The following is a 14,282-nucleotide window of genomic DNA, read 5'->3' on the forward strand; positions in this document are numbered from 1 at the left end:
GCCAGAAGAACGCCGAGGGATGCGACCCCGAGCATTAGAATGGCTAAAAGTTTTTTCATAAAACTGAGTAGGTGAGAGAAAAAAGCAATTGAAATATCTCAGGGAAAGCAGACAAATACTTTCGCGGCGGGACCTGGCACTACTCGACCAGCAGGCGGGCGGTGCGCGGGCCGGCGCGCACCAGGTAGAGGCCCGCCGCCCGGCCCGCCGGCAGCGGCAGGGCCAGCGGGCCGCCGCCGGCCGGCATCAGGCCCTGCCCCACCGCGCGGCCCAGCGCGTCGAGCACTCGCACCGGCGTGCCGGGGGCCGGCCCGCTCGCCCAGGCCACGGCCGCGCCGCGCGCCGGACTGGGCCACACGGCCAGCCCCGCCCCCGCCCCCGCCCCGGCCGGGGCCCGCCCGGCCAGCGGGCCCGTGGCGTTGGCCAGCCGGCCCACGAACCCAAAATTGTCGGCCGGGCTGCCCGCCAGCGTCACCGAACCGAAGTCGGCCAAGACCCCGGTGTAGGCCCCCATAACGTAGAGTTGACTGTTTGCTACTACTGGCGAAACCGCGTCTTTCGTGCCCCGTCCGCCGGCCACGGCTACCCAGCGCCAAACCCCGGTGGCTGCGCCCAAGCGCGCCACATACGCCTCGTAGCTATTGGCCGCCGTCAACGTACGCGCCCCGAACGTGGTGGGGCCCGCAAAGCCTCCGACCACGTACGCCTCGCCGTTGCCGTCGAGGGCCACGCCCGCGCAGTACTCATCGCCCGGCCCGCTCACGGGCACGGCCCAGCGCCACGCCCCCGTACCCGCGTTCAAGCCCACCACTAGCCCGTTACCCATCTGAAAGCCGAACCGGTCGTTGCCGCTGCGGTTGATAAGCGTAGTGCTGCCAAAAACCGGGGCCGCGCTGTTGAAGTATCCACTGGCCACCATACTGCCCGCCGCATCAACGGCCACGCTTTGCAACAAATCGGTGCCGTTAGGTCCGTAGCTGCCGCCGCTGTTAACCCATTGCCAAGCACCACTGACACCGTCGAGCTTAGCTGTGAAAACACCCTTGCGCTGCCCCAACACGGGGGGAGGGGCCAATACAATCGCACCAAACTGCATCGGCGCAGTGCTGGAATAGTTGCCGCAAACTAATACTCCCCCGGCCCCATCCAGGGCCAGCGCCTGCGCATTGACGGTACCCGACGGAGCCCCGCCCAGCGAGACCCACTGCCAGATGCCGCTCGCCGCGTCGAGCCGCGCCAGAAAAGCGTCTTCGTTACCAGCTATCGTATTGATGCTCAACGACCCAAAATCGGCGATGCGCCCGCGCTCGCCCAGCGTACCCGTCACGAACACGTGCCCCGCCCCGTCGGCCGCTACTCCATAGGCCCGGTTGCGGTTGGCCCCGCCGTGGGCCACCCACTGCCACACCCCGGTGGCCGCGTCGAGCCGGGCCACGGCGATGCGCGCCTCCCCATTGGGGCTGTTCACGCGGTGCGGGCCGAAGGCGGCCCCGTCCTGGGCCACGCCCGCCACGAACACGTGCCCCTGCCCGTCCAGGCTCAGGTCCTGGCAGCGGTCGGCCGCCGCCGGGGCCCCGCCCCGCACGGCCCAGAGTGGCGCGCCCAGCGGGTCGAGCTTAGCCACGAACCAGTCGGTATCGCGCCCGCCGCCCGGCGGGCGGGGGCCGCTGGTCAGGATGGTGCTGCCGAAGACGACGGTGCCGCTGAAGTAGCCCGCCACGTAGGCATTGCCCGCCGCGTCGACGGCCAGGCGCACGGGCACGTAAAAGCTGCCGCTGGCCGGCTGCCCGCAGGTCGCGGCCCGGTCGAAGACCGGGCCCGGGCCCTGGGCCCGAACCAGGACCGGCAGCAGCAGCCAGCATAACCACGAGAGAAGAGCCCCGAAGCGGGGGCCGGAGGGTAGGGGTGCGTTCATGGTGGGAAGGAGTTAAGGATTAGGGCCGTAGGCTACTTGAGAAAATTTATATACCGCTTATTTTCAGATGGAAGAATTACACCGTTGCTTCCCGCAGAAGAACAAGCAGCAATGGACGCAGGCGCTACTCGACGAGCAAGCGGGCGGTGCGCTCGCCAGCGCGCACCAGGTAGAGGCCCGCCGCCCGGCCCGGCGGCAGCGGCAGGGCCAGCGGGCCGGCCGCCGGCATCAGGCCCTGCCCCACGCTCCGGCCCAGCGCGTCGAGCACTTGCACCGCCGTGCCGGGCACCGGCCCGCTCACCCAAGCCCCGCTTCCGGCCGGGCGGGGCCACACGGCCAGCGCCGGCCCCGCCCCCCCGGCCGGCCGGGCGGCCAGCGGGCCAGTGGCGTTGGCCAGCCGGCCCACAAAGCCGAAGCTGTCGGTGGAGCTACCGGCCAGCGTCAGCGGGCCGAAGTCGGCCACGGCCCCGGTGTAGCGGCCCAGCACGTGGAGCTGACCACCTGCTACAACTGGGGAAACCCCTGCCTTCGCCCCCCGCCCCCCGGCCACGGCCACCCAGCGCCAGGCTCCGGTGGCTGCGCTCAGCCGCGCCACGTACGCCTCGTAGCCGCTAGCCGCCGTAAGCGTGCGGACCCCGAACGTGGTGGGACCCACAAAACCCCCGACTACGTACGCCTCCCCGTTGCCGTCGAGCGCCACGCCCGCGCAGCTCTCGTTGTTCGGCCCGCTGACGGACACGGCCCAGCGCCAGGCCCCGGTGCCTGCGTCCAGGCCGACGACCAGGCCGTTGCCCATCTGAAGGCCGAATTGGTCGATGCCACTACGGTTAGTGAGCATGGTGCTGCCGAAGACCGGGGCCGCACTTCGAAAATATCCACTGGCTGCCACCTTGCCCGCCGCGTCGACGGCCACGCTTCGCAGCAAATCGGTACCGCTTGGCCCGGAGCCGCCGCCGCTACGAGCCCAGGCCCAGGCCCCCGTGCCCGCCGCAAGCCGGGCCACAAACACCCCTCCCCCCGCGGGCAGCCCCACCGGCCCGGCCGCACCGGCCGGCGTGAACTGCACGGGTGCGGAGGTGCTGGCGTAGTTGCCGCACACGAACACCCCGCCGGCCCCGTCCAGGGCCAGCGCCTGCGCGTTGACGGTGCCCGATGGGGACCCGCCCAGCGAGACCCACTGCCAGGTGCCGCTCGCCACGTCGAGCCGCGCCACAAAAGCGTCTTCGCTGCCGCTTATCGTGTTGATGCTCAGTGGCCCGAAATCGGCAATGCGCCCCCGCTGGCCCAGCGTGCCCGTCACGAACACGTGCCCCGCCCCGTCGGCCGCCACCCCGTAGGCCCGGTTGCGGTTGGCCCCGCCGTGGGCCACCCACTGCCAGGCCCCGGTGGCCGCGTCGAGCCGGGCCACGGCGATGCGCGCCTCCCCGTTGGGGCTGTTCACGCTGCGCGACCCGAAGGCGGCCCCGTCCTGGGCCCGGCCGGCCACGAACACGTGCCCGAGCCCGTCCAGGCACAGGTCCTGCGCCTCATCGGGGGCCGCCGGGGCCCCGCCCCGCACGGCCCAGACCGGCGTGCCCAGCGGGTCGAGCTTGGCCACGAACCAGTCGTAGTCGCGCCCGCCCTGCGGCGGCGGGATGGAGCCGGTGGTTTGCAGGATGGTGGAGCCAAAGACGACGGTACCGCTGAAGTAGCCCGCCACGTAGGCGTTGCCCGCCGCATCGACGGCCAAGCGCACGGGCACGTAAAAGCTGCCGCTGGCCGGCTGCCCGCAGGTTGCGGCCCGGTCAAAGGCCGGCCCCGGGCCCTGGGCCCAGACCGGGGCGGGCAGCAGCCAGAATAACAGCAGGAGCAGGCCCCCGAAGCGGGAGCCGGAGAGGATGGTTACTTTCATCGTGGGAAGGAGTTAAGGATTAGGCCCGTAAGCTACTTAGAAAATTCATATACAGCTAATTTTCAGCTATAAAGATAATTTTCAGCTATAAAGATTCACCCAGTAATTCCCAGCGGCGCGGGGGCGAATTGGAAATTCGCGGTACTCGTTCAGCCCGCCGGTTTACCTTTGCCCCCGACCCCAAAACCCGCTTCCATGATAGTAGTTACCGGCGCGGCCGGCTTCATTGCCAGCTGCCTTGTTTCCCGCCTCAACGCCGCCAATTTCAACGACATTGTTGTGGTGGATAATTTTTCCATCGCCAAAAAGCTGCCCAACATTGAGGGCAAGAAGCTGCGCGAATACGTGGACCGGGAGTCGTTTTTTGAGTGGCTCGATGCCAACCACGAGCAGGTGGAATTCATTTTTCACCTCGGGGCCCGCACCGATACCACGGAGATGGACCCGGCCGTGTTCGACCTGCTCAACCTGAACTATTCGAAGCAGATGTGGCTGGCCTGCTGCCAGTATCAGCTGCCGCTGGTGTACGCGTCGTCGGCGGCCACCTACGGCGACGGCATCCTGGGCTACACCGATACCGACGAGGCGCTGTTTCCGCTCTACCGCCCGCTGAACCCCTACGGCGAGTCGAAAAACGACTTCGACAACTGGGCCCTGCAGCAGGCGGAAAAGCCGTATTTCTGGGCCGGCCTGAAGTTTTTCAACGTGTATGGGCCCAACGAGTACCACAAAGGCCGGATGGCCTCGGTGATTCTGCACGCCTTCACCCAGATTCAGCAAACGGGCTCGATGACGCTCTTCAAGTCGCACAACCCCGACTACCCCGACGGCGGCCAGATGCGCGACTTCGTGTATGTGAAGGACGTGGCGGAAGTGTGCTTCTTCCTGCTGAATCACCGCAAAGATTCGGGCATCTACAACCTGGGCAGCGGGCAGGCGCGCACCTTCCTCGATTTAGCCATGAACACGTTTCAGGCCCTCGGCCGGACGCCCGATATTCAGTTCAGGGACACGCCGGAGGATATTCGGGACAAATACCAGTATTTCACCGAGGCCGATATGAGCAAGCTCAAAAGCATTGGCTACGAGTTGCCGTTCACCCGCCTCGAAGAGGGCATTGCCGACTACGTGCAAAACTACCTGGTGCCGAACCGGTATATGTAGGCGCAATTATTTAGCTTGCACGGCCCGGACTGCTGCTTTGGCCGCGTCCGGGCCGTTTGCCATTGTTCCTTTCCGCTATTCTCACCCAATTTTATCCTGTGACTCACGCTACCCGACCCGTTATTACCGTTATCGGCGGCGGCTTTGCGGGTACGGCGCTGGTGTTGCAGCTGCGGCGGCAGCCGGCATTGGCCCAGGCCGAGATTCACCTGATTGAGCCGCGCCAGGTGCCCGGCCCCGGCCTGGCCTACACCGCCCGCCGCCCCGAGTACCTGCTCAACGTGCGCCACGGGGCCCTGAGCCTATACCCCGCAACGCCCGACCATTTTACCGCCTGGCTGGCCACCCAGCCCGAAAGCGCGGCCGGCGTGCCCGATTTCGCGCCGCGCTCGGCCTACGGCCGCTACCTGCACGAGGCCCTGACCGCCGTATTGGCTCCGGCCCCCGGCGGCGTGCGGCTGCACGCCACTACCGCCGTGGCCGCCCCCCTGCTGCCCGATGGCCGCCGCGCCGTGCGCCTGGCCGATGGCACCGAAATAGAGAGCGACTACGTGGTGCTGGCGCTGGGCAATTTTCCGCCCCCGCCGCCCACCGGACCCGACCAACGCTACCTCACCCACCCCGGCTACCACGCCGACCCCTGGGCCGTGGGCAACCTGCGCCGCATCGGCCCCGACGAAGCCGTGCTGCTCATCGGCTCGGGCCTGACGGCGGTGGACGTGCTGCTGGCCCTGCGCCAGGACGGCCACCGGGCCCCCATCTGCGTGGTGGCGCGGCACGGCCGCTGGCCCACCGCGCACGGCCCCGTGGTGCCCCCCTACCCCAGCTTTTATACCGAGCTGGCCGCTGAAACCACGGTTACGGGCGTGCTGGCGGTTTTCAAACAGCAGCTAAAAAAAGCCACTGGCCAGGGCATCGACTGGCGGCCGGTGCTTGATTCGCTGCGGCCGGACCTGGGCCGAATCTGGGCGGCGTGGCCACTGGCCGAGCAGCGCCGGTTTTTGCAGCACCTGGCGGGCCCGTGGGCGGTGGCCCGGCACCGCAGCCCCCCGCAAAACGCCGAGGCAGTGGCCGCCCTCACCGCCGAAGGACTGGTGCAGCTGCACGTAGGCACGGTGCGCGAAATTCTGCCCGATGGCAACGAATTGCGGGTGCGGGTGCGGCCGCATGGCCTGGCTGGCAGCTGGCACACGGCCCATCATGTGGTGTGCTGCGCCGGCCCGCTGCTGGACTACGGCCGCATAGATGCGCCACTGGTGGTGAGCCTGCGCGGGGCCGGCCACCTCACCCCCGACCCGCTCCGCCTGGGCCTGCTCACGGACGATTGCGGGGCGTTGCTGGCCGCCGATGGCACAGCCTCGGCCACGCTCTTCACGCTTGGGCCCAGCCGCCGCCCGGCTTATTTTGAGTCGACGGCGGTGCCGGAATTGCGGCAGCAGGCGGCGGCGTTGGCTGCTGAGCTGGCGGGTCGGGTGTGATTCCTTCGCGGAGCAGTTCGTTGAGAGCGGTTGCGCAGTATTTTAATGTCGAATAAGGATAAACGTCATGCCGAGCGTAGCCGAGGCATCTCGCGGGAATCGAGGGTGCCATTCAACGAAGCGAGCGAGATGCCTCGGCTACGCTCGGCATGACGTGCTGCGTAAGGTCAGCTGCTTATGCGGCCAGCTGCGTCGGAGCATCGGGGTAGAGACGGCGGATAGGCGCTTCGTCGTCGAAGAAGGAAGAAACTGGGGCGGCGGCCGTTGCGGCGGCCAGGTCCTGGTCGTGCCGGCGCAGGGCACGCATGAGGAGATACTTATATTTTTCGGCATCGGCCAGGGCCTGCTCGATGGCTTGCACGGCGGTGGCGTAGGCTACTACGGGCTGCATTTCGCGGCGGCGGCGGCGGGCTTCAAAAACGTGACCGGACAGGTATTCAACAGCAGATTTCATGGCGGGAAAACGTAGGTGTTTGCGAGAATTTCAGCGCACCTTATTAACCTAAAAAAGCCTGTTTTCATTCCCAAAAAAGCACTTGATTGCGCCATTATTACACATAAAAGCGCCTCTGTAAATCAATGATTTACAGAGGCGCTTTTAGTAATTTGATTAGCTGATTTATCAGGCAATTTTCAGCACCACTTTGCCAAACTGCGCGCCGGCATCGAGGCGGCGCAGGGCGGCTTCACCTTCGGCCAGCGGAAAGACCTCATCTACAACGGGTACAATCTGCTTCTCCGTCACGAGGGCCAGCATGGCTTCGAAATCCTGCTCGGTGCCCATGGTGGAACCCAGAATGCTGAGCTGTTTCCAGAACACCTTGGCGGGCGGCACATCAGGAATATTGCCCAGCGTACCGCCAAAAAACACGATGCGCCCGCCGGGTGCCGCCGCATCGAGCAGCGCCCCAAACGCCGCGCCGGCCGCGCTGTCGATAATGACATCGAACGCCCCGCCGGCCTGCTGGATGAGGGTTTTGACCCAGTTCTCCGTGTTGTAATTGATACCGCCCCGGGCTCCCAGCGCCTGGGCGCGGGCCAGCTTTTCGTCGGAGCTGGACGTGACCCAGACCTCGGCCCCACGGGCGGCGCAGAGCTGTGCGGCCATCAGGGCCACGCCACCGCCCACGCCGGTTACCAGCACGCGCTCGCCGGGCTGCACCTGGGCGCGGGTGAAGGCCGCCCGGTAGGCCGTGAGGCCCGCCAGCGGCAGGGCCGCGCCCTGCTCAAAGCTAAGGTGGGCGGGCAGCGGCCGGACGTAGCGGGCCGGCAGGGCAATGTACTCGGCAAACGTGCCGGGGTCGGGCATGCCGAGCACCACGAAATCGCGGGCCTGGACGCGGGGGTTGTCGCCCCAGCGCAGGCCGGGGTTGATGAGTACGCGGGCCCCCAGGGCGGGGGCATCGGCGGGCACGTCGGGACCGTGAGCAGCTACTTCGCCGGCCCCGTCGGACCCGAGGGTGCAGGGCAACTTGATGCCGGCGTACTTGCCCTGTTGGATGAATACGTCGCGGTGATTGAGCGCGGCGGCGTGGAGTTTCACCAGAATTTCGCCGGGGCCGGGCGTGGGCACGGGCACGTCGCGCACGGCGGCGGGCTGGTTGATGGCATCAAGTTGGAGGGCGCGCATATGGGTTACCGGTGAAGGGTGAGAATTATGAGCAAAAGAACGTCATGCTAATCTGGCGTACGCGCAGCCGAACCATCTCTACTGTGAGAGTAACCAAATCGAAAGGTTTACTAATACGGTAGAGATGCTTCGGCTGCGCGTACGCCAGATTAGCATGACGTTCTTTTGTTCACTGCTCATTATTTATTAACTGATTTCATTCCAAACAAAGACAGCGGGCCGGCAATGAACAGGCCCGTGGCCAGCCCGCCGAGGTGAGCGGCGTTGTCGATGTTGCCGCTCAGGCCGGAGAGCAGGTTGCTGAACACCAGGTAGAGCACCAGCCCCAGCATGGCGCGGCGGTCCGATTTATCGAGCACCAGCTTTTTACCAATCAGCAGCACCAGCAGCAGGCCGTAGAGGCCGAAAATGGCCCCGCTGGCTCCGACGGAATTGATGCCCTGGTCGTGCCACCACAGGCTGGCCAGGCTGCCGCCCACGCCGCAGGCCAGGTACACCAGCAGCAGGCGCAGCGGCCCCACCCGGTCTTCTACCAACAGGCCCAGTAGCCAGAGCGAGAACAGATTCAGCAGCAGATGCGAGAGGCCGGCGTGCACGAACACGCTGGTGAGCAGCCGCCAGGGCTGGCCGTGCAGCGTGAGGCCCGACACATTGGAGCCCCACAGCACCAGCTGGCGGCCGGTGGGGCTGGCGGCCGACACGCCGCTGAGCACCATCAGGCCAAAGACCAGCAGCGTGAAATCAATAAGCAGCGGCGTGGCCAGAAAGCGGCGCGAGGGGATGAACAGCCCGCGCAGGAGCTGGCCCACCAGCGCGGTCCAGGTTTCGGGCGGCGCGGGCGGCGGGGGCGGCGGCAGCGGGCTGGTGGTGTCGGGCAGCAGGCCGCGGCGGTTGAGCTCGGCCACGGCGGCGGCACCCACGGCGGGCGGGTAGCGGGCCGCGTTCTGGGCCAGGTACAGCAGCTCGGCTTCGGGCTTTTGGGCGAAGAGCTGGGCGGCCAGGGCGGCCGTGGAACCGGGGGTGGTGGGTACTTCCATCGGGGCGGGGCGCGGCAAGGAGTGCGCCACGTTCAGCAACCGGCCAGTTTGCCAGGTGTTCGGCCGGGGGTGAGGTTAGCCTCAGTCGGCTATGCACTACTTATAGCCGCACCCGCCGCACCACCGCCGTGTACGGGCGGCCCGTGACGGGCGACTTGGGCAGGATACCCAAGAGCATATCGCCAACATCGGCGGCGCGTTTGCGGGTCTTGTCGTTTTCGTAGGCCTGCGGGTTGTTGGCCACCAGCAGCAGGTCGTTGAGGGCGGCTTGCTGCTCGTTGGCCACGCGCGTCATCAGGTCGAGGTGGTTGGCCATGGCCGGGCTGAACTTGTAGCTGTAGACCAAGGCCTTGTTCCACTGCCCCCAGGTGCTCATCGTCGACTCGACGTGCCCCGGCAGGGCCGTGGTCAGCTTGTTCTGGCGGGCCTGGTCAAGCACGTACTCGGTCTGGGTTTCGGCGGTCCAGAAGCGCTTGGCCAGCTCCTTGTACTGGTGCATGGGCTGGCCGGCCCGGGTGGCGGCGGCGCGCTCGGCGGCGGGCACCCGGGCCAGCTGCCGGGCTACAATGGCAGGCACGTCATAGTTGGGAATCACCGAGGTGGCGACTTCGATGAGCCGGGGCGGGGGTTTGCGCGCCGTAGCGGCCCGCTCGCGGAGCTGCTCGCGGGCGGCTTCGCTTCGCTGATTCAGGAGATAATAAACCCCCACGCCCACCAGCAGCAGCGCGGCCAGCAGCAGCGTGAGCGGGCCGGTGCGAGAGCCTGCGCCCGGGGCCTCCATGTGATTGACCGGCAGCACATTTTCAGGGTGAATAACCGGGGCGCTCTGCGCTACGCCGCGCCGCCGCAGCTCACGCCGGGCCGCATCTATCAGGCTGGGCTGGTAATACTCGGGGTGCTCGACGAAAAATAGCAGCTCGTCGTCGGTTTTCTGGTGGTAGAAATCGGTGGAATTGTCGGACACGGGAGGGGGCGAATCAGGAATAAGGGGAAGCGGACGGCAAGTTGGCACCGGCCGCGCAAACTACCGCGCCCAACCGTGCGCCGCCGCCGCCGTAAACCCAGCAGCCGCCCTTCGCGGCAGTGTTCATTCCGCTTCATTTCTTTCCCAAATTCCCATGCCTAAGCCCGAACAAAACCCCACCGACCCCCGCCCCGACCAAGCCAGCACCGGTGGCCAGGTGCCCGACCAGAACGCCGACCAGGACCAAAACGCCAGCGGCAACCCCGAAACCGGCACGGCCCAGGACGGGGCTATGCCCACCAGCACCCAGCAAAACATGGGCGACGGCGCGGGCATCCGTGGCGATTACGGCAATGCCAGCCAGACCAACGGCCTCGAAGGCGGCCCCGACCAGACAGCCACCGACACCGAGCTGACGGGTTCCTGAAGGAAGTGGAAATCGAGGGTCAGACCCTCGATTTCCACCCAAGTTGGCTCGATTTCGAGGGTCAGACCCTCGAAATCGAGGTAAGAAGGCTCGATTTTGACCCACATTAGCTCGAAATCGGGCCAATGTGGGTCGATTTTGCAAATCAGACCCTCGAAATCGAGGTAGAAAGGCTCGATTTCGACCCGCATTGGCTCGAAATCGAGCCTTTTTGCTTTGATTTTCTACCAATGCGGGTCGAAATCGAGGCAAAGAGGGCCTAAATGAACCTGGTGCAGCCCGGTTTCGATGGTTCGTGCCGCGAAATCGGACTGACGGGCGGTGGGCGGCGGGCGAGCGGGCGGCGCACCGATGGTGGCCCGGCCACGCAGGGCCTAATTCTCGCCGTAATTTGCGGCACCCATTGGTGTTGCTGATTCCTGTAGATGACCCGTTTCTTTGCCGCTGGCCGGCTCCTGTTAGTATTGTTGCTGAGTGGTTGGGGCACCCTGCCGGCCCACGCCCAAACCGTAGCCGACTCCGCTGATGCCCCCGAGGCCCTGCCGCCGCCCAAGCGCGAGCTGCGCGGCATGTGGATTGCCACCGTCGAAAACATCGACTGGCCCAACCAGCGCGGCCAGGCCCCCGAGCAGTACCGCCGCGACTACCGCCGCCTGCTCGACGCCGGCCAGCGCGCCGGCCTCAACGCCGTGTTCGTGCAAATCCGGCCCGCTTCGGATGCCTTTTATAAGTCCGATATCGAGCCCTGGAGCAAGTGGCTGACCGGCGTGCAGGGCAAGGCCCCCATCAACGGCGACGACCCGCTGCCCTTCCTCATCACCGAGGCGCACCGGCGCGGCATGGAGTTTCACGCCTGGTTCAATCCCTACCGCGCCACCATGGATTCGGTGACGCGCCGGCTGGCCCCCAACCACCCCTACCGCCAGCACCCGCAGTGGTTTCTGCGCTACGGCGGGCAGCTGCTCTATAACCCCGGCCTGCCCGAGGTGCGCGCCCACATCACCCGCGTCATTCTCGACGTGGTGCGGCGCTACGACATCGACGCGGTGCATTTCGACGATTATTTCTACCCCTACCCGGCCCCGAAACTGGTGTTTCACGACGAGGATGCTTTCCGCGACCACAACCCCGAAGGCATTGCCAGGCTGGCCGACTGGCGGCGCAACAACGTGAACGTGCTGATTCGGGACCTGCACGACAGCATTCAGTCGGCCAAGCGCTGGGTGAAATTCGGCATCTCGCCCTTCGGCGTCTGGATGAATAAATCGGCCGACCCGCTGGGCTCCGACACCCGCGCCGGGCAGCCCTCCTATTCCAACCTCTACGCCGACTCGCGGCTGTGGCTCGAGAAGGGCTGGATTGATTACATCCTGCCGCAGCTCTATTGGAGCACCACGTTCAAGCTCGTGCCCTACCCCGTGCTGCTCGAATGGTGGACCCGCAACCATTTCGACCGCCACCTCTACATCGGGCACGGCACCTACCGCATGCTGGAGAGCACCCGCTCGGACACCACCTGGCGCAGCCCGCGCGAGCTGCCCCGCCAGATTCGCCTCAACCGCACCTACCCCGACGACGCCAGCGGCAGCGTATTCTTCTCGGCCAAATCCCTGCTCACCAACCCGCTCCACACCACCGATTCGCTGCGCCTGGCCCTGTTCCGCTACCCGGCCCTGGTGCCCACCATGCCCTGGAAAGATGCCGTGCCGCCCCTGCCCGTGGCCAACCTCACCCTGCGCCGCCTCAGCCACTACGTCACCCTGAACTGGCAGTCCGGCGCGCCCGCCACCGACGGCGACATTGCCACCTACTACGTCCTCTACCGCTTCGAGGCCAGCGAGCGCAGCTCGCCCAACGACCCGCGCCGCATTCTGGCCCTGCCCCGGCCCGCGCCCGGCTTCCCCGCCACCTTCGTGGATACCACCGCCGTGCCCGGCCAGGCCTACGCCTACTACGTCACGGCCGTGGACCGCCTGCACAATGAGAGCCGGCCCATGCGCGTCGTCACCACCGGCCGCCAGGCCACCGAGCTGGCCACGGGGCAGTCGCCGGCCGGCGTGGCCCGCCCGGCCGCTTCGCCGCCCGTAGCCACGCAGCCCGCCCCGGCGCAGCCCAGCCCGCGCATCACCCTGCCCACCGGCGAGAGTCCTGACAAATCAGCCCCGTTCACCAAAATCAAAATCAAGGAGAAGCCCGCGAAGAAGAAAGGCTTCTTCGCCCGGCTGTTCGGGCGGTAACCTCACGGGACCTCCTCCGGGGCATGTTCCCCTCTTCAAAAAAGAGGGGGCACCGGTCTTGGTTCAGATGATTATTCATGCAAAAAGCCTGCTCGAAAGCAGGCTTTTTGTTTTATCCAAGTGTCTCCTGGGCCGCATCGGCTCCCCCTCTCCGCGGGAGAGGGAGTCATGCCCCGGAGGGGTTCCGTGAGGTTCCGGTTACAGCGCCTTGATGTTGAACGTCACCGCCACATCCGTCGCGGAGGTGCGGTTGATGCTCGTCACCTGCACCACGGCGTACTGGTCGGCCCCGCGCAGCCTGAGGATGATGACATCGCCCACCACAATGTTGTCGAGCGTAGCTACCTGGGCCGCGGCGGCAGCGGTATTGTACGCCGTCCGAATGCTGTTGAACGTAGCGGCCGTGTAGATAGCGGCCGTGGAGCGCACCAGGCGCGTGCCCGTACTCAGGGCCCGGAACTGCACCGCGTTGGCGGCCGTGCTGCCGATAACCAGGTCTTTGCTGGTGATAGGCCCGGCGGCGGCCACGGTGTTGAACGTGGTGAAGTCGAGCGCGGCCAGGTCGCCGCCGGCAGCGCCGGTGTAGGTGAGGGTGCGGACGCGCACGGCGGCCAGCGGCGTGGCCGTGCCCAGCGTGATGGGCGCGGCCGTTGCCGAGCTGGCCCGGAAATTGGGCGTGCCCAGGAAGCGGCTTTTAGCCTCGAAGCGGAACACCACGGGCTGCCCGGCCGTGCCGGCCGGCAGGGTCAAATCGAGGGTTATGGGCGTGGCAGCCCCGGTTTGGGTGCCGGTAGCGGGCAGGCGCTGGCGGGCAAAGCGCCGCTCGGCGGTGGTGCCCACCCGCACGTAGGTCACGAGGCTATCGAGGTTGTTGAAGAGGACAGCCGTGGCAGTTGGGGGCGCAGCCGGCCGCTCGGGGTAGAGGTTGATGCCGTTTTCGTTCAGCAGCAGGCTGTAGCGCACCACGTCGCCGGTGACGAGCGGGGCGGCGGCCGGGGCCGTGAGGCTGGTGGCCGATACCACCTTCACCGTGGGCGTCGCCTCGGCCACCCGAACGGACACCGAGCGGGCTTTGGTCAGCCCGTTGGCGCTTACCACCACCGCCGAGAAGCGCACCCGCGCCTGATTGGGGGCAGTGGGCATCACCAGGTTCACGACGAGGGTGTCGGCAAAGCTGCGGCGCGAATAGGCAGCGCTGGTGCCGGGCAGGGTCTGCACCACCGTCGAATCGGGGGCGGGCTCGATGCGCTGGAAAATGCGGATTTCCTGAATCGGGGCACCTTGGGCGGCAAAGCGCAGCTCTACCGGCACGGTTTCGCCCACGGCGTACTTGGTAGCGGTACCCAGCGAGTTGGTGAGCAACGTGGGAAACTGGTCGTTGCTGACCACGGCGTAGGGCCGCTCTTCGTTTTTCTGGCAGCCGGCCAGCAGCCCGCCGGCCACGGCCAGTACGGGCAGGAGCCGGAAAATAGTGCGTTGGATTATCATGAGGTCAGGATTAGCAGTTAAAAGTTAAGAGTTGAGAGTTGAGAGTTAAGG

11 protein-coding genes are annotated in these 14,282 nt (G+C 66.5%); 4 read left to right on the forward strand and 7 right to left on the reverse strand.

The genetic code is table 11. The features are described 5' to 3' along the window. Positions 1-139: 139 nt before the first annotated feature. Together ABD819_RS16835 and ABD819_RS16840 are read right to left on the reverse strand one after the other, a co-directional pair. Positions 140-1,915 (reverse strand): NHL repeat-containing protein, encoded by a 1,776-nt coding sequence (locus tag ABD819_RS16835; protein ID WP_345126148.1) that lies wholly within the window; start codon positions 1,913-1,915, stop codon positions 140-142. 124 nt (positions 1,916-2,039) lie between these two features. Beyond that, the gene (locus tag ABD819_RS16840; protein ID WP_345126149.1) at positions 2,040-3,806 is read right to left on the reverse strand and encodes an NHL repeat-containing protein; all 1,767 of its coding nucleotides are present in this window, start codon (positions 3,804-3,806) and stop codon (positions 2,040-2,042) included. 195 nt (positions 3,807-4,001) lie between these two features. Here ABD819_RS16840 and rfaD point away from each other — a divergent pair, with 195 nt between their 5' ends. Next, positions 4,002-4,970: an ADP-glyceromanno-heptose 6-epimerase gene (gene rfaD / locus ABD819_RS16845; protein WP_345126151.1), complete on the forward strand. Its 969-nt coding sequence runs from the start codon at positions 4,002-4,004 to the stop codon at positions 4,968-4,970. Between the two features lie 98 nt (positions 4,971-5,068). Then, complete coding sequence (locus ABD819_RS16850) at positions 5,069-6,448, forward strand: FAD/NAD(P)-binding protein (RefSeq protein ID WP_345126152.1); 1,380 nt, start codon at positions 5,069-5,071, stop codon at positions 6,446-6,448. 175 nt (positions 6,449-6,623) lie between these two features. Here the strand turns inward: ABD819_RS16850 and ABD819_RS16855 are convergent, their stop codons facing one another. The 4 genes from ABD819_RS16855 to ABD819_RS16870 all read right to left on the reverse strand — a co-directional run bounded on the left by ABD819_RS16855 (position 6,624) and on the right by ABD819_RS16870 (position 10,079). Continuing rightward, on the reverse strand, positions 6,624-6,902 hold the full coding sequence (locus ABD819_RS16855) for a hypothetical protein (protein ID WP_345126154.1): 279 nt from the start codon (positions 6,900-6,902) through the stop codon (positions 6,624-6,626). A 168-nt stretch (positions 6,903-7,070) separates the two neighbouring features. After that, complete coding sequence (locus ABD819_RS16860; protein WP_345126155.1) at positions 7,071-8,078, reverse strand: zinc-binding dehydrogenase; 1,008 nt, start codon at positions 8,076-8,078, stop codon at positions 7,071-7,073. 179 nt (positions 8,079-8,257) lie between these two features. Then, on the reverse strand, positions 8,258-9,115 hold the full coding sequence (locus tag ABD819_RS16865; RefSeq protein ID WP_345126157.1) for a rhomboid family intramembrane serine protease: 858 nt from the start codon (positions 9,113-9,115) through the stop codon (positions 8,258-8,260). 100 nt (positions 9,116-9,215) lie between these two features. Beyond that, on the reverse strand, positions 9,216-10,079 hold the full coding sequence (locus ABD819_RS16870) for a hypothetical protein (RefSeq protein WP_345126158.1): 864 nt from the start codon (positions 10,077-10,079) through the stop codon (positions 9,216-9,218). A 154-nt stretch (positions 10,080-10,233) separates the two neighbouring features. Here ABD819_RS16870 and ABD819_RS16875 point away from each other — a divergent pair, with 154 nt between their 5' ends. Both ABD819_RS16875 and ABD819_RS16880 read left to right on the forward strand, forming a co-directional pair. Beyond that, positions 10,234-10,506, forward strand: a complete 273-nt coding sequence (locus ABD819_RS16875; RefSeq protein WP_345126160.1) for a hypothetical protein — start codon at positions 10,234-10,236, stop codon at positions 10,504-10,506. Between the two features lie 425 nt (positions 10,507-10,931). Next, a complete protein-coding gene (locus tag ABD819_RS16880; protein WP_345126162.1) occupies positions 10,932-12,743 on the forward strand; it encodes a family 10 glycosylhydrolase in 1,812 nt (603 codons plus the stop codon). Between the two features lie 198 nt (positions 12,744-12,941). On the opposite strand, the gene ABD819_RS16885 is transcribed toward ABD819_RS16880, so the two are convergent. Next, the gene (locus ABD819_RS16885) at positions 12,942-14,231 is read right to left on the reverse strand and encodes a hypothetical protein (protein WP_345126164.1); all 1,290 of its coding nucleotides are present in this window, start codon (positions 14,229-14,231) and stop codon (positions 12,942-12,944) included. Positions 14,232-14,282: the final 51 nt, after the last annotated feature.

This window comes from Hymenobacter antarcticus, from assembly GCF_039539545.1.
GTDB lineage: Bacteria > Bacteroidota > Bacteroidia > Cytophagales > Hymenobacteraceae > Hymenobacter > Hymenobacter antarcticus.